Here is an 18,788-nt window from a genome sequence, read left to right as displayed (position 1 = left end):
TTTTAAGAATAAGATGGTTCCCACGTCTGGCTACAGCAAAACAAATAGCAAAAAATGTACAAGACAGGGCGACGAAGTAAATAATCAAACGTACTGTGACTAAAGAGAGTCACACGACGTTATGTAGCGTTGCAGAACCCTATTGCAGCCACAATGTGATGACATTGTATAAATGGACCAGTGATCTGTTGATTCGATACTGGCAGTGCCCAACTAGTTGATTATATTGCTGATAAAACGCCGTTCTGGATGTCCTGGGCAGGCTGATGCCGCCCGGCTTACTGACTGTATCTGACGCGTGGACCTCTAACTGAGGTTTATGAATGAAACGAATTTTAATTAACGCAACACACGAAGAAGAGTTGCGTGTTGCGATGGTCGATGGCCAGCGCTTGTTCGATCTAGATATCGATACTCCTTCCAGAGAACAGAAAAAAGGTAATATTTACAAAGGTAAAATCACTCGTGTAGAACCGAGTCTCGAAGCGGTTTTTGTTGAATACGGTTCTGAACGTCAAGGCTTTCTGCCACTTAAAGAAATCAGTAAAAGTTATTTCCGACAAAACAAGGATGACGGCGAAAACAACGGCCGAATCAATGTGCAGGATGTGCTTTCAGTTGGCCAGGAACTGGTCATTCAGATCGAAAAAGAAGAACGTGGTAACAAAGGCGCAGCCCTCACCACATTTATCAGCCTGGCCGGCCGTTATCTGGTTTTAATGCCTAATAGCCCACGTGCCGGTGGAATTTCACGCCGGATTGAAGGCGATGAACGTGCGGAGCTGCAAGAAGCCTTGCGCGATCTGGAAGTTCCTGATGGCATGGGCATGATTGTTCGCACTGCCGGCGTCGGTAAACAAACCGAAGAACTGCAGTGGGATCTTGAATACCTTGTCCAGCTTTGGACAGCTATTGATGTTGCCACCAAAGACCGTAATGCGCCATTTCTGGTGTATCAGGAAAGTAACATCATCATTCGTGCGTTACGTGACTATTTGCGTAAAGACATTGGTGAGATTCTGGTGGATTCACCAGAAGTTTATCAAACTGGTTATGACTTCATGCGCATGGTCATGCCGCATGAATTGAGCAAATTCAAGCTCTACCAGGACAAAGTTCCGTTGTTTACCCGTTACCAGCTGGAAAGCCAGATTGAAAGCGCTTTCCGTCATGAAGTGCGACTGCCTTCCGGTGGCGCTCTGGTAATCGATCCCACTGAAGCGTTGATTTCAATTGACGTCAACTCGGCGCGTGCCAATAAGGGCGGCGATATCGAGGAAACGGCGCTGAATACCAATCTGGAAGCGGCTGAGGAAATTGCCCGTCAATTACGCTTGCGTGATTTGGGTGGACTGGTGGTTATCGACTTTATTGATATGGGACCTACCCGTAATCAACGTGAGGTGGAAAATCGTCTGCGTGACCATCTAAAATCAGATCGTGCTCGCGTTCAGATTGGCCGAATTTCACGGTTTGGTTTACTGGAAATGTCACGTCAGCGTTTACGGCCTGCTTTGGGAGATGCGCATCAGGAAGTCTGCCCGCGTTGTGCCGGTTTAGGCCATGTTCGTGGCGTAGAATCTTTAGGTTTAGCCGTATTAAGACTGGTTGAAGAAGAAGCGACAAAAGACAGCGTCAGCCAGCTGGTAATTCAATTACCGGTTTCTGTGGCAACTTTCATGCTGAATGAAAAACGTGCCCAGATTGATACGATTGAAAAACGTCATGGCGTGCGTTTGGTATTGATTCCTAATCCGCATCTGGAAACACCACATTACGATATCGAACGTATTAAAGATGGCAATGAAAAACAGACCAGCAGCCATCAGCTGATTACGACGCCTGAAATTGAAGCAACCGTAGTGTTAAAAGAAAAACCGGTTATGGAACAGCCTGCCGTTACCGGTATTGCCCCTATTGCTCCTGCACCGATTATTAAACCTGTAGCAGCGGCTGAACGTAAGCCAAGTCTGTTAAAACGACTGTTAGGTGTTTTAACCGGTGCTCCGGTAGAAGAACCAGATGTGAATAAACCCGCTTCTGTTGTTAAAGAGACTGATGTGGAAAAAGAAACCCGTAATCAAAATCGTCGTAGTCGAGGACGAAATAATACCAACCGACGTAATAATAATCGTCCCCGTCGGCCTGAAAATGCTGCCGGTGAAGAGGAGAAAAATATCAAACCAGCGGAAGCATCCACAAAAGTTGCCACCGCAGATGAGAAACCTGCAGTTGAGGTTGCGGGAGATGAAAAAGCGCGTAATCCCAATGCCAAACGTTCACGTCGGGGCGGACGTCGTCGTCGCGGACGTGGTGAAGGCGATGCCGCAGCGGCGGGAACAGTAGCGACTGAGAACTCTGAAACTTCTGAAAAAGTGGAACGTCCGGAAAAGGGCAATGCCATTCCGACACCTCCACCAGAAGTGAATGGTAATGCTATCCCTGAACCAGAACCGGAAATCAATGGCAATGCTATTCCAGTATCGACGGAGCCAGAAGTAGACGGCAACAAAATTCCGGCTAAATCTGCACCACGTCGTTCGCGTACCAGCACCGGAGCATCGACTAATAACCGTCGCCGCCGCGGAGCACCTGCGAAAGATAAAGAAAACCGTGAAACAAAAGAAGTAGAAAAAAATCCTGCTTCGGCTGATAATGAGACTCAGAAGGTTGAAAAACCAAAACCAGTTGAAAAACCAAAACCAACTGAAGAGAGTCCTAAAGCAGATGCCAAGGAATCATAAATTTAGCTGTGACGACTTGCTGAACCTTATTGGTCAGCAAGTCGTATACCATCATCAACGCTGTGAAATTATTGAGTTGCTGGATGGCTGTGAGCTGGTATTACAGGAGCTCAATCAGGACAGTAATATCCAGCCAACACAATACGGAGAAGGGCATCGTCCGGTTCCTGTGACCCATGTTTTACCGGTTTTTGACGGTGAAGGTGAGTTACATGCTGAATTAGTCTCAGCCGGTCTGGATCAATTACTGAGAGAGCAAGGCCTCTACGGCCAGTAAATCCTGCTCTGTATCTACCCCGTGTCCCGGATCAACCTGGGCTTCTGTCAAATGTATCCGATTGCCATGGTAAAGCGCTCGAAGCTGTTCCAGTGATTCAAATTGTTCTGGTGGTGCAGGTGGTAATTCATGATAACGATGCAAAAAATCTGCTCGATAGGCGTACATGCCAACATGCTTTAAATGCGGCATAGTGACGTTGTCGAGGGCCTGTTTGTTATTAAATTGCTCGCGTAACCATGGAATAGGAGCGCGGCTAAAATACATCGCATAACCTTTAGCATCCACCACCACTTTAACGATATTAGGATCAAATACCTGTTCAGCGTCTTCTAGCGGGCTGTAAAGCGTAGTAATGGCTGCTTCACGATGGTGGGCCAGATCCGCGGCCACCTGATTAATCAACAAGGCCGGCAAACAGGGCTCATCTCCCTGTACATTCACTACTAAATCATCACCATGAAAAGCTCTTAACTGAGCCACTTCTGCCAAACGATCGGTGCCGGAAATATGATCATCCCTTGTCATGCAGACATCTGCACCAAAACTTTTTGCCGCTTCGGCAATACGCTGATCATCTGTTGCGATAATGACTTCACTGGCTTCACTTTCCAGGGCTCTTTCATAGACATGCTGAATCATCGGTTTTCCGACGATTTGACGTAAAGGCTTACCTGGCAGCCGGCTTGAAGCAAAGCGGGCCGGAATAATGATTTTAAATTGCATCAGTAGGTTTCTTCAGCCGTCAGTTCGCGTGCTTCATCAATTAACATTACCGGAATTTCATCACGAATGGGATACGCCACACGGCAGGCTTTACACACCAGTTCCTGAGATTGTTTCTGATATAAAACACTGCTCTTACAGACGGGGCAGGCGAGTATTTCCAATAAGGTTTTATCCATTTAAAGCTCTCTTAATTTTTTGTCGATTGCTGGACCAAGTGATGGGCTCAGTTTAGCCTCCGCTGGCACATACCACATGTTTTCTGTGGCAAATCCCTGACATTTTACCGCATCTTTTTCAGTCATCAGTATGGGATAGGCCTCTGCAAACCGAAAATCCGCTTCAGTATAGGCATGATGATCAGCAAATGCATGGGGAATGATGGTTAAACCGAGTTGTTGCAACTGGTCAAAAAAACGTTGCGGATGACCGATCCCGGCGACGGCATAAACAGGGGTTTCAGCAAATTCAGTTAATGCTGTGTGGCGGTTATTATTTTTTAACTGGATTGCCTGCTGGAGTTGTAGTTGCATGGTGAGCCGTTGTGAATCTGACTCACCATGAAAAATAGTAAAATCAACGGTTTCAAGGCGGGACAGTGGTTCACGCAATGGTCCCGCTGGTAAACATAATTGATTGCCCAGACCTCGTTTGGCATCAATAATAACGATTTCCATATCACGCTGAAGTCGGTAATGCTGCAGTCCATCGTCGGTGATAATCACATTACAGGAATTTTCCGCTAACAGTTGTTGCCCCGCGGCTACCCGATCCGGAGCCACCACCACTGGACAGTGAGTGCGCTGATAAATTAACAAGGGCTCATCACCGACTTCGGCAGCCGAACTGTTCAGCTGAACACTGCATGGATAATGATCTGCCTTGCCGCCATAACCACGACTGATAATGCCTGGTTGCCAGCCCTGATTCTGTAAGTATTGCGCCAGCCAGATCACAAAAGGGGTTTTACCACTGCCACCAACACTGATATTGCCCACTACAATGACGGGCACTGGAAGTGATAGTTGTTCGAACAGGCCTTTTCGGTATGACTGACATCTTAGACTGATAATGAGTCGATATAACCAGCTGACTGGACGTAACAGCAGTGAGACTAACGAGGGGCGATACCAGTTATTAGTTAGCCAATCCGTCTTCATTATTGTTGTTGAAACTGCAGTCGATGAAGTTCTGCGTAATGATCGCCTTTACTGATCAATTGTTGATGAGTACCGGTTTCAACAATGCGCCCATCATGCATCACCACAATAAGATCGGCTTTTTCGATAGTGGATAGTCGATGCGCTATAACCAATGTGGTTCGGCTTTGCATCAGATTTTCCAATGCTGACTGAATATGTCGTTCGGCTTCCGAGTCCAGTGAGGCGGTGGCTTCATCAAGAATCAGAATGGGCGTGTCACGTAATAACGCCCGGGCAATAGCCAGTCGTTGTCGCTGTCCACCAGACAATAAGACACCATTCTGGCCGACTTCAGTCTGCAAGCCTTCCGGTAGTTTCTGAATGAATTCCCAGGCATGAGCTGCTTTGGCTGCCGCAATAATACGTTCTTCAGCCACAACTTCTTTTTGACCATAGGTAATATTATTGGCAATCGTATCGTTAAACAGAATAACCTGCTGATTAACCAGGGAAATCTGTTGACGTAAATCCAGCAACTTGAGATCGCTGATATCCGTTTCATCAATGAATATCTGACCTTCTGTAGGTGAATAAAATCGAGGTAACAGACTAACCAATGTGGTTTTTCCACTTCCGGAATGTCCTACAAACGCAATGGTTTGACCGGCTTTTACCTCAAAGCTGATATTGTCCAGAACCTTTCGTGAGTTTGGATTGTATTGAAAGCCCACCTGTTGAAAGCGAATATCGCCTCTGGCACGTTCCAGTTGCTTTGTACCAGTGTCTGCTTCCGGTTGTTGGTCCAGCATTGTAAATACACTATCGGCGGCTGCGATACCGGCCTGAAGTTTGGAATTGAGTTTGGTAAGGCGTTTTAGCGGTGTCAGGATCATAAACATCGCCGTGATAAACGAGATAAAGGTGCCCACGGTGATCTGCTCAAGCATTTGCGGCAGGGTGGCCAGATAAATCACCACAGCCAGTCCTAGCACGGCAATTAATTCGATAATGGGCTGGCTGGTCGCTTCGGTAGCGATCTTTTTCATTCGTTGACGACGATTCAGCTGATTGACCTTATCAAAACGTTTGGCTTCATATTGTTGGCTGCCAAACGTTTTCACCTCACGGTGGCCTTCAATCACTTCACTGGAGGTATGGCTGACATCGCCCATTGAATCCTGAATGGTCTTACTGATGCGTCTGAAACGTGAACTGATTTTGTAGACCAGCAGGCCGATAAACGGCACCGTCAGTAAAATAATTAACGAAAGCAAGCCATTCAGATAAATCATCCATGCAAGCAGGCCAACAATCGTCAAGGTGTCCCGAACTAATACCAGAATGGCGTCCGTCGCAGCATCAGCTACCTGCTCAACGTCATACAGTAGTTTGGACATCAGCTGCCCGGAAGTGCTTTTATCATAAAAGCTGGCAGGTAATGTCAGCAAGCGATCAAACATTTCGGATCGCAGAGTCATGATCACATTACGGGCGATCCAGCCTAAACCATAGGTGGTTAGAAAGTTGGCGACACCACGAATCAGAAAAATAGCGATTAACGCAATGGGGATCCATTTAATAATAAACGGATCTTTTTCGACAAAACTGCCGTCCATTAACGGTTTCATCAAAGCAGCCATCGCGGTTTCACTGCCGGCATAAACCAGCATGGACAAAATAACGGCGCCAAACACCAGCCAATAGGGTTTTACATAAGTCAGCAGGCGCTTATACAGTTGGACAGCGCTCATTTCATTGGCTATTTGTTTCATGGAGTCTCAGCAGTTTTTTGGCGTGTTGCCAGTGTCAAACGGGTAAAACCAAGTAATTGCGCGGCATCCATCGCCGTAACGATATGTTGATATTCGGCATTGGCATCAGCGCTGATAATGATATGTGGATCAGCATTATCGCCTGCAGTGGTTTTCAGTAAATCCCTTAAGGCATCGCGGGTGGCAACGGCTATTGGTGTTTCATTAACCAACACTTCTCCATTTGCCCGGATAATAATGTCAATCGGTGTTTCCTCTTCCGTCAGTGCCTGACCGCTGGCTTCAGGTAAATCCACTTTTAAAGAACTTTCCCGAATAAAGCTGGTGGAGACCATAAAAAACAGCAGCAACAGAAACACCACATCAATCATCGGCGTCAGATTGACATCAGGCTCTTCAGAGTTCCGTGGCAATAGTTTCATTGTGAACGCGCCTCATCAGGATCAAACTCACGTTCGCCATGTAACATTTCAATTAATTGCATGGCTTGTTCTTCCATACTGACCACCAGTTGATTGATTTTCCCACGGAAATAACGATAGAAAATCACACTGGGAATGGCCACGACCAAACCGGCTGCAGTGGTCAGTAATGCCTCAGAAATACCGCCGGCCAGTGTTTCCGGGTTTCCGACACCTTCCAGCGTAATGACGGCAAAAACTTTAATCATGCCAATAACGGTACCCAATAAACCGATTAGGGGGGAGATCGCGGCAATAGTGCCTAAGGTATTCAGGTTGCGTTCCAGTAGCTGAGTTACATGGCGACCCGTATCCTCAATACTTTCTTTGGTAATTTCTCGAGAACTGTTGCGATTGATAAGACCTGCAGCGAGAATTTGACCAAGCGGAGAGTTTTTTTGCAGTGAGTTAATGCGATATTGATCAATTTGTTTGAATTGTAACCACTGCCAGATCTGAGTGATTAATTCAGGTGGTGCAATACGACGTTGTTGTAGACTCCAAAACCGCTCTGCAATAATTGCAATGGCAATTATCGAACAGCCAAGTAGCGGTAACATCAGCCAGCCACCTGCTTTAAATAGTTCCAGCATGCTCCATCCGTCCCAGTTAATGAAATGTTGCCATGATACGTGAAAACGCATTTATTCAGTAGCGTTACGCATCCATATTCTACGGTGTTGCTCCCGCCATCCAATGGGCATTAAATCTATGTGTTGGTCGAGTTTGATAGATAATGCACCTTGTTTACCCGTTTGAAATGTTTTGCTGCCAATATTCTGGTAACGGGAAACTACCTCTTCAGAAGGAAAGTTGTAGCGGTTTTGATGACCACTGGCGAATAAAACATAGCGTGGAGAAACCTGCCTGATAAACGTCGTAGAGGATGAGCTGCGGCTGCCATGGTGAGGTGCAATCAGAATATCGGCTTTGAGCTGCTGCTCATATTGTCTTATAAGTTTTATCTCGGCTTTTCGCTCAATATCGCCCGTCAATAAAACCGTACCATATGGACCGCTGATTTTAAGTACGCAGGATAAATCATTACGGCTACCGGTTTGATCTTTATCAGGATGTAAAACGTCAAACCGGACCTGATTCCACTGCCATGACTGGCCATCTCTGCAGAATTCACTGCCAGCTAATTTATCAGGATCACTGCTTAGAATCTGTTTAGTGGGATAGCTTGATAAAACGGCACTTGCTCCGCCAATATGATCGTTATCTGCATGACTTATCATCAGCATATCGAGTTGCTTGATACCTTGATATCGAAGATAAGGCACTACCACTGCAGCACCGGTATCAAAATTACCAAAAGCCGGACCGGTGTCAAAAACCAATGTATGATTTTCAGTTTGCACTACGGCTGACAAGCCTTGTCCCACATCGAGTAACGTAAACCAGATTTCACCGCTTTCTGGTTTATTTGGCAGATAATAAAAAAGTGGCAATAACATAACAGCACCCAGCCAGCGTAAAGGCCAACCCCGTGGGGCAAGTATTATCAGCGTGCCAATGATTGATATGGCGAGCAGCTCAACGGGAAACACAGGTGTTTGCCAGACAGAAAAGGGTGATTGTGCCAGCCACTCCAGATACCACCACAATTTGGATAACAACCATTCTGTAAGTTGCAGCAGCCATTCAGCCAATCGCAGATCAAAGCTTAACAACAGCATGGAAATTAACAACAGCGGAACAACCAGGAAACTGATCACCGGCACCGCAAGCAGGTTAGCTAACGGTGCAATCAACGAGGTTTCCTGAAAAAACAGTAAAAGTAATGGCGTCAGACCTATTGCAATCCATAGATGAATATGCAGCCAGAGCCATTTTCTGGCCGGTTGTCGATATTGTGCTATATACAAAATGCAGGCAACAGCAGCAAATGAAAGCCAGAAACCTGCTGCCAGAACCGCAAATGGATCCAGCATCAGAATCAATATCAAGCTCAGACTCAGCACATGCAGCGGATCAGTACGACGTTTTATAAAGATACTGAGCATCACCACGCTGACCATTACTAATGCACGCTGAGTCGGGATGGATAATCCGGCCAGCAAGGCATAGAACAAAGCCAGTAAAAATCCGCCAACAGCACCGGCCTGCCTGTCGCTTAATGTTAATAAATGACGACTGCGTATTCGCCAGAGCAGTTTGGCAATAAAAAATCCCAGTGCTGCAGCGAGTCCTATATGCAATCCGGAGATTGCCAGTAAATGGCTGGTACCAGTTTGTCGTAAAGTATCCCATTGGCTTGTTTGCATATTGTCACGGTTACCAACAGCCAGTCCTTGAACTAACGCCAGCGAAGGACTTTGCTTTAAGACGTCGGACATTTTATCTATTAACTGCGCACGCCAATGATTAACCGATAGCAAATTTGCTGAATGTAATTTTTGATTATGATCAGATTCCCGTATATATCCGGTAGCCCCGATCTGTTGCTGAAACAACCATGCTTCGTAATCAAACCCACCCGGGTTGGACATACCATGTGGGGCTTTCAAGCGAACAGAGAACTGCCATTTTTCACCGGATTGGGGGAGGTTGGGAGGAGGGAAATACCAACTCAAGCGAATCTTATCGGGCAACTTTAAATCGTTATTTTCAGGTTTGAATTCAAAACGGATTCGTTGATCGTTATGATGTGGTAAGGAAGTAATGAAACCTGACACCACAATATCCTGTCTCTCAAGTGTAAGATCAAGCTGATCATCTATTCTGAGCTGAGCCTGGAAGCTTGCCCATACTACCGCCACAACAAACCACATAACGGTCCATTGAGACCGCCGCCAGACAATAATCATCAAGGGGATTAAAGTGAGCAGCCAATATGGAGAGAGCAGCTGGGGCAACCATGCCACCAGTAAACAGCCCGACAAAAATGCAATGGCAGGTTTAATCATATATCCCTATAATGACCGCCGTTTATCAGCAATACTGAGACGTAATGCCTCGTAAGTTCCTAAAACGAATCATGCCAGATCATGTCACCATGCGCGAGCATAAGCATATGCGGCGTTTTGGCGAAAAGATCATGGCGCCGGAATTGTGGCATCTTAACCGCAGATCAGTATCTGCGGCGGTGGCGATAGGGGTTTTCTTTGCCTTTATACCGATGCCCGGACAAATGCTGGTGGCGGGTCTGCTGGCTATCTGGTTACGGGTAAACCTGCCTATTGCCGTGATGTGTGTATGGATAACCAATCCATTGACCATGGCGCCAATTTACTTTTTCACTTATAAAGTCGGCGCTATCCTGCTGGATGTGCCACTGCGCACGCATGAATTTGCTTTCAGTCTGGAATGGTTGTGGCAGGAGATAGGATTTATCTGGCAACCATTATTACTCGGTTCGGTAATCTGCGGCGCGCTGGCTGCGTTAGCGGGTGTGATTATTGTTCGATTAATCTGGCGTCTGGTCGTGATCAACAGTTGGTTAAAACGCTACCAGCGCCAAAATTCAGCTAAACGAAAAGATAAATAAATCAGTTTTGTAATTTGCCATCAATCAACGTTAACTGCTGATCCATTCTGGCAGCAAGTTGTCTGTCATGCGTTACGATGACCAGTGCTGTACCCAGTTCCGTATTCAATTTCATAATCAAATCAAAAATACCTTCAGCAGTCTGGTGATCCAGATTTCCGGTAGGTTCATCAGCCAACAGGCAGGCAGGTTTTGTAATTAATGCGCGAGCCAGTGCCGCACGCTGACGTTCACCACCCGATAATTCGCTGGGTTTATGATGTGCCCGGTGACCCAGTCCTACCTGTTGTAACAGTTCATTGGCCTGTTGTTTGGCTGCCTTGGGATGCATGCCGCCAATAACCAGTGGCATAGCAACGTTTTCTTCTGCCGTGAACTCAGGTAGTAAATGATGAAACTGGTAAACAAAGCCTAATGATTGATTGCGTAATTTACTGAGATCATTGACTGAAAGTTTGCTGATATCCTGACCCAATACCTCAATTTTTCCGTCAGTTGGACCGTCCAGTCCGCCAAGCAGATGCAATAGCGTACTTTTACCGGAACCTGAACTGCCGACTATCGCAATACGGTCACCAGCAAGCACTTGCAGATTAATATCCTGTAATACCGGGGTTTCCAGATTACCGTCTTTATAGCGCTTTACCAGTTTTTCGCAGCGAATTACCGTGTTATCAGTCATAACGTAAAGCCTCAGCCGGTTTAACCTGAGCGGCACGCCAGGAAGGATAGATAGTCGAAAGAATGGATAAAACAAAGGCAGTAATACCAATCACCGTGACATCGTTCCAATGCAAATCGGAAGGCAGGTCACTGATGTAATACACTTCTGCTGGCAGGAACTGGTAACCTAAAATGGTTTCTATCCAGGCGATAATGTTAGACACATTCAACGCCAGAATGACCCCACCTATCACCCCCAGAATTGTGCCAATGAGACCAATAACAATACCCTGCACCATGAAAATCCCCATGATGCCGCGCGGTGACATGCCCAGCGTCCTCAAAATGGCAATATCTGCATATTTATCGGTTACCATCATTACCAGCGTTGAAACGATGTTAAATGCCGCAACGGCCACAATCAGCATCAGAATGACAAACATCACGGTTTTTTCGGTTTTTAAGGCACGGAAAAAGTTAGCATGCTGGTAAGTCCAGTCAGCTGCGCGATATTCTGCAGGCAGGGTTTGTAAAAGCTCTCGGGTAATTCTTGGAGCCTGATAGACATCGTCCAGTTGCAATCGCAGGCCCGTTACTTTGCCGGGTATGCGGAATAAATTAGCGGCATCCTCAATATTCATGATGGCTAACGCACTGTCATATTCATACATGCCGATTTCAAAAACACCTGATACGGTCAAACGTTTCAGTCTGGGAATAACCCCGGCAGGGGTTGGGGTAACGTGTGGTGTGATCACCGTGATTTTATCGCCGGTGCCCACGCCCATGGCAATGGCTAAATCCTTACCCAGAATAATGCCGTAACTGCCCGGTTGCAGTGAGTCAAAGCGACCCTGAATGATTTTGTCACCAATACTGGAAACCTTAGGCTCCAAAGCGGGATCAACCCCACGGATTTGGGTGCCTCGAACCCGGCTACCCTGATTCAGCATTGCCTGGCCTTCAACAAAAGGAGCAGTATTTATAACTCTTGGGAAGCCTTCGATAAGTACCTCGGCCTTTTCCCAGTCAGCCAGTGTGCCATCCGAGCCGGTGACAAAAGCATGTGATGTCATACCGAGAATGCGTTCGCGTAATTCCTTTTCAAAACCATTCATTACCGATAACACGGTAATCAATGCGGCCACACCGAGCGCGACGCCCAGCATAGAGGTCATCGAGATGAATGAAATAAAATGATTACGCCGTTTAGCCCGGGTATAACGGGCGCCGATATAGACACTTAGAGGTCTGAACATATATTCGCTCTGGCAAAAAGCCCGCTATTACAGCGGGCTAGTGCATATTATTTTGGGTTGACGGTTTGGGTACCGTTTTCGGTGCCTAGTAACAACACGTCCGCAGGACGCATTGCAAACAAGCCGTTAGTCACTACGCCAACGATATCGTTCAGTGTTTTTTCCAGTTTGATAGGTTCCATAATATCCAGACCATGCACATCCAGAATGACATTATGGTTATCGGTGATCACGCCTTCACGATAAACTGGCTGACCGCCCAGTTTAACGATTTCACGGGCGACATAGCTACGCGCCATCGGGATCACTTCAACCGGTAACGGGAATTTGCCCAGCACATCAACCAGTTTGGTTGCGTCAGCAATACAGACAAATTTATCAGCCACTGCTGCAATAATTTTTTCGCGGGTTAATGCACCGCCACCACCTTTAACCAGTTGCAGATTGTGGTTTGATTCATCTGCACCATCTACATATACCGCGACTTCTTTAACCTCGTTTAAATCAAAAACATGAATGCCGTAATCCTTGAGCCGTTGGGTGGAAGCATTTGAACTGGATACAGCACCTTCAATACGACCTTTAATGGTAGCTAACGCATCAATAAAGTGATTAACGGTAGAGCCGGTGCCAACACCTACGACACCATCAGTGGTAATGTATTCCAAAGCCGACCACGCAGCTTGTTTCTTCATTTCATCAGCAGTCATTGCGATTCCTTGTTAATTTGAATGGCTTGATTTTATCCGGCTAATTATAGAGATAAATGATGGTCAATGGTAACGTAGTCATCTTTGTTAACCTAACAGACTGAATCTGGAACACCATGCTCACAGGCTATGTAGAAAAAATCCTTAAAGCGCGCGTCTACGATGTCGCTATCGAAACCCCTTTGGATTTGATGCCAAGATTATCCAAGCGGCTGAATAATCAGATTCTGATTAAACGCGAAGACTTGCAGTCGGTTTTTTCCTTTAAATTGCGTGGTGCCTATAACAGGATGAGCCACTTAACCGATGCTGAGCGAAAGCAGGGGGTGGTCGCCGCTTCAGCAGGTAATCATGCGCAAGGTGTTGCGCTGGCCGCCAGCAAAATGGGTATTTCCGCCATCATTGTTATGCCGATAACTACGCCACCAATCAAAGTGGAAGCGGTACGTATGTTGGGTGCTGACATTACTTTGCATGGTAATAGTTACGATGAAGCGTTTGATTATGCCAAGCAAGTTTCTGCTGATGAGGGACGGGTGTTTATCCATCCTTATGATGATCCTCTGGTGATAGCCGGACAGGGCACCATTGCGATGGAAATCATGCGCCAGCATCCCGATCCAGTTTATGCAGTATTTATTCCGGTAGGTGGCGGCGGTTTGCTAGGCGGAATGGCGGCTTATATAAAAGCCATCTGGCCTGAAATCAAAATTATTGCAGTTGAACCTGCCGATGCTGCGAGTCTCAAAGCCGCTCTGGATGCCGGTGAAAGAGTCAAACTGGATCAGGTAGGGTTGTTTGCCGATGGAACTGCGGTCAGACAGGTTGGTGAAGAGCCATTCCGGATTGCACAAAAAACGGTTGATCATGTGGTGACGGTGGAGACCGATGAAATCTGTGCTGCGATAATGGATGTGTTTGATGATACCCGCTCAATTGCCGAGCCTTCAGGGGCGTTATCGATTGCCGGTGCCAAAAAATATATTCAGCAAAATGGTTTGTATGACAAAACCATGGTGGTTATCAACAGCGGCGCAAATATGAATTTTGATCGGCTCCGGCATGTGGCAGAACGGGCTGAAATTGGGGAACGCCGGGAAGTATTGTTTGCCGCAACCATTGACGAGCAGCCGGGTAGTTTCCAACGCTTCTGCAAGACTTTGGCGGAACGCGGAATAACCGAGTTTAATTATCGATATGCTGATAAACAGCAGGCACAGGTGTTTGTTGGGGTGCGGATGTCTGGTCGTGAAGAAGAACGACAGATTCTCTTTGAAAACCTGACTCAAGCGGGCTACCAGTGGATCGATTTTAGCGATAATGAAATGGCGAAATTACATGTTCGTTATATGGTTGGTGGCCATGCACCTCAAGCTGAAAATGAACGTCTGATTCGTTTTGAATTTCCGGAACGACCGGGGGCCTTGTTACGTTTTCTGACACATATCGGTCAGCGCTGGAATATCAGCCTGTTTCATTATCGTAATCATGGAGCAGCGTATGGCCGGGTGCTGGTTGGGATTCAAGTAGCACCTGAATTCAATGAAGAATTTCAGGCGTTCCTGGATAATCTTGGCTATGTCCACTGGTTGGAAACCGACAACCCGGCCTACGATTTGTTTTTAAAGTAAGCCTAGGGCTTGTTTATCTTTCAGAGCAACTACTGCTGGAGACGCATTTCGTCAAACGAAGCGGAAATGAAAGAACTATAAGTCTTAATCCGTTAGTGTGGTGGTATCACTGATCAATTGAATTTGGCCATGGACATCAACTGAGACTTTATTGCTGCCAGCTTCAAGTGCTACAGGTGCACTTTTGCTGCTCATATCGGCGGACATCATCATGCTGCTTTCCATGCGATGAACCGGCGCATAGCCGCTGGTATTGACTGACATATTAACCAGGCGATAACCCGGTTCATCAAATTGCTGCTGAATTAACGATGCTTTATTACGAAACTTGCTGATAGCCTGTTGCATCAGGTCGTTTTGAGTTGATTCGATTAATTCGTCGGATAATGAAAATTCCATGGATTGTACTGTGCCAAGAGATTGAATTTCACCCAATAATTCGCTCATCTGATTGAAATCGTGACTGTCTAAGCGAATTTGCTGGCTTACCTGCCAGGAGACGATTTGACTGTCTTTATACATCGGGCGGGTTTGGTAGCCGGTGGTTTGAGATTTGACCGCATCAAAATCTTTGATTTTCGCCAGTAACTGATTGCTGCGTTGATTGACCTGCTGACCCAATTTAGCCGGATCTGTGCCATTAAGCATTACCTGAATCACACTGCTTACCTTGTCATTTGCCACTTCGGTGGCGGCTGTTGCATTGAGATTGATTAGGTTAAAGTTTATTTCTGTTTCAGCTGCAGCAGACGCGGAATAAAACAACATGGCAACAATAAAAAAAGTGTTTTTCATAAAGTGATGGTTCCTGTGAGAAGTGGATTGAAGTGTTATTTGGCTTGCTGTCGGTGCAGCTTGATTGCTAAATTAGCAGGATTTGACTGACACTGTCAGCTGATTACCGCACAAAAATTATTTTTAATATTGAGGATAGACATGAAAGCTGAACAAAAAATTCTGCCTGATTCTGATACGTTGATCGAGGCTGCTGCCGAACATTTTGTGGTGACCGCCCGTTCAGCCATTGCCAAAAGAGGAGTATTTTATGTTGCGCTTGCCGGTGGTTCGACACCAAAAGGACTGTATCAGAAACTGGCGACTTCACCTTATATCGAACAGATAGATTGGGCAAGAGTGCAGATATTTTTTGGTGATGAGCGCTGTGTGCCGGCCACTCACGATGACAGCAACTTTAAAATGGCCAGACTGGCAATGCTGGATCATTTACCTATCCCGGCTGAGAATGTGCATCGCATGCCTACCGAAAGTGGCGATGCTGCTGAGGTTGCAACTCGTTATGCCAGTACCATCAAAATGGTGATGGAAGATAATCCTTTTGATCTGGTGCTCCTCGGGTTAGGGCCTGATGGTCATATTGCTTCACTGTTTCCAGATACTCCCGCACTGGACGTTACCGATACGCTGACAACCAGTCTGTTTGTGGAGAAATTTCAATCCTGGCGCGTAACATTGACCTATCCGGTAATCAACTCAGCCAGACAGGTGATTGTGTTTATCGCCGGTGAAGCGAAAGCAGATATTGTCAGAGATATTACCAGTGAGGCGGTATCCGGCTTACCGGTTCAGCGGCTCGCGCCGACAGGTGATTATTACTGGTTTATGGACCAGGCTGCTGCGGCACAATAATATGCAAACCCTGTTAGCTGCAGATATCGGCGGTACCAAAACCTTGTTGCAACTCAGTCACCTCGAAGGTGAAATTATTCTGCAACAACGTTTGGAAAATGATGATTATGCTGATTTTGAAAGTCTGCTGACAGCGTTTTTATCTACTGTAGCCGTCGATTTTCTGCCAGTCAGTAGCGCATGTTTTGCCGTGGCAGCACCGTTAAGTGGACGCCGAGTGCAACTGACGAATCGACCCTGGATCATCGATAGCGATAAGCTGAAGCAGCAATTTCCACTTGCTGAGCTTTGCCTGGTCAATGATTTTGCCGCGGTGGGTCATGGTATCGGTGAACTTGAAGAGAATGATCTCATTGTGCTGCAGCAAGGTAAGCCGGAAGCCAAATCATTACGAGCAGTCATTGGTGCAGGTACCGGGTTGGGGCAGGCTATTCTGTCACCTCTCCATAAAAGCTGGCGGGTATGGCCAACAGAAGGCGGCCATACCGACTTTGCTGCTCAGGACACCCAACAGCACGCTTTATTGAATAAACTGTTTGAACAATTTGAGCATGTCTCCTACGAGCGGGTATTATCAGGCTCCGGCCTGGTTATGCTGTACCATTTTATTGCCGAACAGCAAGGTGACAACACGACATTGAATTTAACGGCAGAACAGATAAGTCAGTCTGCTCTGCAAGAAACAGATCCTGCGGCAGTAAAAGCCATGCAGTTATTTATGCAGATTTACGGAGCTCAGGCGGGTAATCTGGCGCTAATGACCTTGCCCAGAGCCGGAATTTTTGTCGCTGGAGGTATTGCGGTAAAGAATCTGGCCTTATTTGAACAGGGCTTTTTCATGCAGTCGTTTCTGGCGAAAGGCAGGATGCGTGGGGTGCTGGAGCAGATACCGGTGTATTTGATCAACAATCCTGATGTGGGACTCCGTGGAGCACGTTTGTTGGCTCGAAAAGCGTTGTATAATGTTGACCATGACCGATAAAAAAAACCACATTATGGTGAACGTTGAAACCACTTACCTGGATCATGAATCTGATCCGGCCAGAGCAAGATATCTTTTTGCCTATACCATTACCATTACCAATGAGGGCGATACGCCAGCGCGGTTATTATCACGTTACTGGAAAATCACTGGTGGCGATGGTCATGAACAGGAAGTGGAAGGTGATGGCGTGGTTGGTCAGCATCCTTATCTGGCGCCAACAGAAACATTTACCTACACCAGTGCGGCGATGCTGGATACCCCAGTCGGTATGATGCAGGGCCATTACAATATGATGGATGACAGTGGCAGCCGCTTTGCGGTCGATATCCCGGCATTCACATTGGCTGCTCCGCAAAAGCTGCATTAATAACCCGGCTTATAAACAGTTTCCAATCGAACCTGCCGCACATATCCGGCCATCTATCCAGATAGCTTTGTCCAATTTTGCATTTTGCAAATCACTGCCCCCCAGTTTGGCATCACGTAAATTGGCAAAACTCAAATCACTGTCGGATAAATTACTGTAAGACAAATCAGCCTGCTGCAGGTTGGCTCCTTTCAAATTGGCCCCCTGTAAATTGGTATAACTCAGGTTACTAAGTGGTAAATCTGCATAGCTTAAGTCAGTCCCAACCAAATCAGCATTCATCATATTTGACATGGCGAGTCCGCTGTTGCGAAGGTTGGCTCCCGTTAACGTGGCTGAAGGGATGTCCAAGCCGGGTTTCAGACAGTTTTCCCAATTCACCAACGGGGCTGGAGCAGTGTCGCAATCTGCTTCAGAAATATTCGAAGGGGTTGGGAATAAAATCGCACCTACAAATACACTGGTTAAAATCACACTGATAGTAAATATCGGCCAAAAACGGGCAGGACGTTCAGGTTTGAGTCTTTTTAATAATTCACTGCGCTGTTGGCGCTGCTGAATTAAAAAGTCCGGTTCCTGTTTGCGTCGCTGTTGCCGACGCATTTCACGTTCGGCTTCGGTAAGAGGCTGTTCATTGCGCCTATCAAAACCATCACGTTCATCAATGGGTAAGGGAGGGGGGATGACCGGGTCAACAGTGTCCAGGGCGATGATATCGCCCAGCGGTTGCCAATATTTCTGATCAGTGCTGACTTCCGTTTGAGCATTAATTCTGCCCAATTGCAGGTTACTTTTCAGCAGGGCCTTTGTGAAAGGGCCACTGATGGTCTTATCCTGGCGTGTATACCATTTTGTACTGAATTTATTCATTGACCGGTCTTTGGCAACAAGTTGGTTGCTATACTAGCATT

Annotated in this window: 19 protein-coding genes; 7 read left to right on the top strand and 12 right to left on the bottom strand. The window is 46.5% G+C overall.

Features of this window, described 5'->3' with window-relative positions:
• The first annotated feature begins 323 nt into the window (after nucleotides 1-323).
• On the top strand, nucleotides 324-2,744 hold the full coding sequence (locus B4F66_RS12210) for an Rne/Rng family ribonuclease (RefSeq protein ID WP_292353630.1): 2,421 nt from the start codon (nucleotides 324-326) through the stop codon (nucleotides 2,742-2,744).
• Nucleotides 2,745-2,760: 16 nt separating this feature from the next.
• On the top strand, nucleotides 2,761-3,021 hold the full coding sequence (locus B4F66_RS12205; RefSeq protein WP_014708114.1) for a hypothetical protein: 261 nt from the start codon (nucleotides 2,761-2,763) through the stop codon (nucleotides 3,019-3,021).
• Here the strand turns inward: B4F66_RS12205 and kdsB are convergent.
• From kdsB to B4F66_RS12170, 7 genes are read right to left on the bottom strand one after another with little or no spacing between them, the layout of a single operon-like run.
• Nucleotides 2,989-3,747: a 3-deoxy-manno-octulosonate cytidylyltransferase gene (gene kdsB, locus B4F66_RS12200; protein ID WP_292353631.1), complete on the bottom strand. Its 759-nt coding sequence runs from the start codon at nucleotides 3,745-3,747 to the stop codon at nucleotides 2,989-2,991. The two genes, B4F66_RS12205 and kdsB, sit on opposite strands and share 33 nt — an antisense overlap.
• The gene (locus B4F66_RS12195; protein WP_292353632.1) at nucleotides 3,747-3,926 is read right to left on the bottom strand and encodes a Trm112 family protein; all 180 of its coding nucleotides are present in this window, start codon (nucleotides 3,924-3,926) and stop codon (nucleotides 3,747-3,749) included. Before B4F66_RS12195 ends, kdsB begins: the two co-directional genes overlap by 1 nt.
• The gene (lpxK, locus tag B4F66_RS12190) at nucleotides 3,927-4,907 is read right to left on the bottom strand and encodes a tetraacyldisaccharide 4'-kinase (protein ID WP_292353633.1); all 981 of its coding nucleotides are present in this window, start codon (nucleotides 4,905-4,907) and stop codon (nucleotides 3,927-3,929) included. It abuts the gene before it with no gap.
• Nucleotides 4,907-6,661 (bottom strand): lipid A export permease/ATP-binding protein MsbA, encoded by a 1,755-nt coding sequence (msbA, locus tag B4F66_RS12185; protein ID WP_292353634.1) that lies wholly within the window; start codon nucleotides 6,659-6,661, stop codon nucleotides 4,907-4,909. The genes lpxK and msbA overlap by 1 nt, the downstream gene beginning before the upstream one ends.
• Nucleotides 6,658-7,083: an ExbD/TolR family protein gene (locus B4F66_RS12180; RefSeq protein ID WP_292353635.1), complete on the bottom strand. Its 426-nt coding sequence runs from the start codon at nucleotides 7,081-7,083 to the stop codon at nucleotides 6,658-6,660. Before B4F66_RS12180 ends, msbA begins: the two co-directional genes overlap by 4 nt.
• A complete protein-coding gene (locus tag B4F66_RS12175; RefSeq protein ID WP_014708108.1) occupies nucleotides 7,080-7,715 on the bottom strand; it encodes a MotA/TolQ/ExbB proton channel family protein in 636 nt (211 codons plus the stop codon). Before B4F66_RS12175 ends, B4F66_RS12180 begins: the two co-directional genes overlap by 4 nt.
• A 51-nt stretch (nucleotides 7,716-7,766) precedes the next feature.
• The gene (locus tag B4F66_RS12170; RefSeq protein WP_292353636.1) at nucleotides 7,767-10,034 is read right to left on the bottom strand and encodes a DNA internalization-related competence protein ComEC/Rec2; all 2,268 of its coding nucleotides are present in this window, start codon (nucleotides 10,032-10,034) and stop codon (nucleotides 7,767-7,769) included.
• A 44-nt stretch (nucleotides 10,035-10,078) separates the two neighbouring features.
• Between B4F66_RS12170 and B4F66_RS12165 the strand changes: the two genes are divergently transcribed.
• Nucleotides 10,079-10,615, top strand: a complete 537-nt coding sequence (locus tag B4F66_RS12165; RefSeq protein WP_292353637.1) for a DUF2062 domain-containing protein — start codon at nucleotides 10,079-10,081, stop codon at nucleotides 10,613-10,615.
• A 1-nt stretch (nucleotide 10,616) separates the two neighbouring features.
• Here B4F66_RS12165 and lolD read toward each other — a convergent pair whose 3' ends face one another.
• Genes lolD through rpiA form a run of 3 tightly spaced genes read right to left on the bottom strand, consistent with a single transcriptional unit; the run spans nucleotide 10,617 to nucleotide 13,247 of the window.
• Complete coding sequence (gene lolD, locus B4F66_RS12160) at nucleotides 10,617-11,297, bottom strand: lipoprotein-releasing ABC transporter ATP-binding protein LolD (protein WP_292353638.1); 681 nt, start codon at nucleotides 11,295-11,297, stop codon at nucleotides 10,617-10,619.
• Nucleotides 11,290-12,537: a lipoprotein-releasing ABC transporter permease subunit gene (locus B4F66_RS12155; protein ID WP_292353639.1), complete on the bottom strand. Its 1,248-nt coding sequence runs from the start codon at nucleotides 12,535-12,537 to the stop codon at nucleotides 11,290-11,292. Before B4F66_RS12155 ends, lolD begins: the two co-directional genes overlap by 8 nt.
• A gap of 47 nt (nucleotides 12,538-12,584) precedes the next feature.
• The gene (gene rpiA, locus B4F66_RS12150; protein WP_292353640.1) at nucleotides 12,585-13,247 is read right to left on the bottom strand and encodes a ribose-5-phosphate isomerase RpiA; all 663 of its coding nucleotides are present in this window, start codon (nucleotides 13,245-13,247) and stop codon (nucleotides 12,585-12,587) included.
• Between the two features lie 116 nt (nucleotides 13,248-13,363).
• On the opposite strand from rpiA, the gene ilvA reads away from it, so the two are divergent.
• On the top strand, nucleotides 13,364-14,878 hold the full coding sequence (gene ilvA / locus B4F66_RS12145) for a threonine ammonia-lyase, biosynthetic (RefSeq protein ID WP_292353641.1): 1,515 nt from the start codon (nucleotides 13,364-13,366) through the stop codon (nucleotides 14,876-14,878).
• A gap of 84 nt (nucleotides 14,879-14,962) precedes the next feature.
• On the opposite strand, the gene B4F66_RS12140 is transcribed toward ilvA, so the two are convergent.
• Nucleotides 14,963-15,673 (bottom strand): SIMPL domain-containing protein, encoded by a 711-nt coding sequence (locus B4F66_RS12140; protein ID WP_292353642.1) that lies wholly within the window; start codon nucleotides 15,671-15,673, stop codon nucleotides 14,963-14,965.
• A 141-nt stretch (nucleotides 15,674-15,814) separates the two neighbouring features.
• On the opposite strand from B4F66_RS12140, the gene pgl reads away from it, so the two are divergent.
• Genes pgl through apaG form a run of 3 tightly spaced genes read left to right on the top strand, consistent with a single transcriptional unit; the run spans nucleotide 15,815 to nucleotide 17,877 of the window.
• The gene (pgl, locus tag B4F66_RS12135; protein WP_292353643.1) at nucleotides 15,815-16,525 is read left to right on the top strand and encodes a 6-phosphogluconolactonase; all 711 of its coding nucleotides are present in this window, start codon (nucleotides 15,815-15,817) and stop codon (nucleotides 16,523-16,525) included.
• Between the two features lies 1 nt (nucleotide 16,526).
• Complete coding sequence (glk, locus tag B4F66_RS12130) at nucleotides 16,527-17,507, top strand: glucokinase (protein WP_292353644.1); 981 nt, start codon at nucleotides 16,527-16,529, stop codon at nucleotides 17,505-17,507.
• Complete coding sequence (gene apaG / locus B4F66_RS12125) at nucleotides 17,497-17,877, top strand: Co2+/Mg2+ efflux facilitator ApaG/CorD (RefSeq protein WP_014708098.1); 381 nt, start codon at nucleotides 17,497-17,499, stop codon at nucleotides 17,875-17,877. Before glk ends, apaG begins: the two co-directional genes overlap by 11 nt.
• Nucleotides 17,878-17,886: 9 nt before the next feature.
• On the opposite strand, the gene B4F66_RS12120 is transcribed toward apaG, so the two are convergent.
• Nucleotides 17,887-18,747, bottom strand: a complete 861-nt coding sequence (locus B4F66_RS12120; protein WP_292353645.1) for a pentapeptide repeat-containing protein — start codon at nucleotides 18,745-18,747, stop codon at nucleotides 17,887-17,889.
• Between the last annotated feature and the right edge of the window lie 41 nt (nucleotides 18,748-18,788).

It is taken from the genome of Methylophaga sp. UBA3603, assembly GCF_002375335.1.
In the GTDB taxonomy this organism is placed as follows: domain Bacteria; phylum Pseudomonadota; class Gammaproteobacteria; order Nitrosococcales; family Methylophagaceae; genus Methylophaga.
Note: the sequence above shows the minus strand (reverse complement) of the source record. Positions and strands in the feature narration are given on the sequence as shown.

What these genes read in the sequence shown, in the direction of transcription:
- msbA (WP_292353634.1), bottom strand. Translation starts at nt 6,661, where the DNA reads ATGAAACAAATAGCCAATGAAATGAGCGCTGTCCAACTGTATAAGCGC.
- B4F66_RS12180 (WP_292353635.1), bottom strand. Translation starts at nt 7,083, where the DNA reads ATGAAACTATTGCCACGGAACTCTGAAGAGCCTGATGTCAATCTGACG.
- B4F66_RS12120 (WP_292353645.1), bottom strand. Translation starts at nt 18,747, where the DNA reads ATGAATAAATTCAGTACAAAATGGTATACACGCCAGGATAAGACCATC.
- lolD (WP_292353638.1), bottom strand. Translation starts at nt 11,297, where the DNA reads ATGACTGATAACACGGTAATTCGCTGCGAAAAACTGGTAAAGCGCTAT.
- B4F66_RS12210 (WP_292353630.1), top strand. Translation starts at nt 324, where the DNA reads ATGAAACGAATTTTAATTAACGCAACACACGAAGAAGAGTTGCGTGTT.
- rpiA (WP_292353640.1), bottom strand. Translation starts at nt 13,247, where the DNA reads ATGACTGCTGATGAAATGAAGAAACAAGCTGCGTGGTCGGCTTTGGAA.
- B4F66_RS12195 (WP_292353632.1), bottom strand. Translation starts at nt 3,926, where the DNA reads ATGGATAAAACCTTATTGGAAATACTCGCCTGCCCCGTCTGTAAGAGC.
- B4F66_RS12155 (WP_292353639.1), bottom strand. Translation starts at nt 12,537, where the DNA reads ATGTTCAGACCTCTAAGTGTCTATATCGGCGCCCGTTATACCCGGGCT.
- B4F66_RS12140 (WP_292353642.1), bottom strand. Translation starts at nt 15,673, where the DNA reads ATGAAAAACACTTTTTTTATTGTTGCCATGTTGTTTTATTCCGCGTCT.
- lpxK (WP_292353633.1), bottom strand. Translation starts at nt 4,907, where the DNA reads ATGAAGACGGATTGGCTAACTAATAACTGGTATCGCCCCTCGTTAGTC.
- B4F66_RS12175 (WP_014708108.1), bottom strand. Translation starts at nt 7,715, where the DNA reads ATGCTGGAACTATTTAAAGCAGGTGGCTGGCTGATGTTACCGCTACTT.
- B4F66_RS12165 (WP_292353637.1), top strand. Translation starts at nt 10,079, where the DNA reads ATGCCTCGTAAGTTCCTAAAACGAATCATGCCAGATCATGTCACCATG.
- apaG (WP_014708098.1), top strand. Translation starts at nt 17,497, where the DNA reads ATGACCGATAAAAAAAACCACATTATGGTGAACGTTGAAACCACTTAC.
- kdsB (WP_292353631.1), bottom strand. Translation starts at nt 3,747, where the DNA reads ATGCAATTTAAAATCATTATTCCGGCCCGCTTTGCTTCAAGCCGGCTG.
- B4F66_RS12170 (WP_292353636.1), bottom strand. Translation starts at nt 10,034, where the DNA reads ATGATTAAACCTGCCATTGCATTTTTGTCGGGCTGTTTACTGGTGGCA.
- glk (WP_292353644.1), top strand. Translation starts at nt 16,527, where the DNA reads ATGCAAACCCTGTTAGCTGCAGATATCGGCGGTACCAAAACCTTGTTG.
- pgl (WP_292353643.1), top strand. Translation starts at nt 15,815, where the DNA reads ATGAAAGCTGAACAAAAAATTCTGCCTGATTCTGATACGTTGATCGAG.
- ilvA (WP_292353641.1), top strand. Translation starts at nt 13,364, where the DNA reads ATGCTCACAGGCTATGTAGAAAAAATCCTTAAAGCGCGCGTCTACGAT.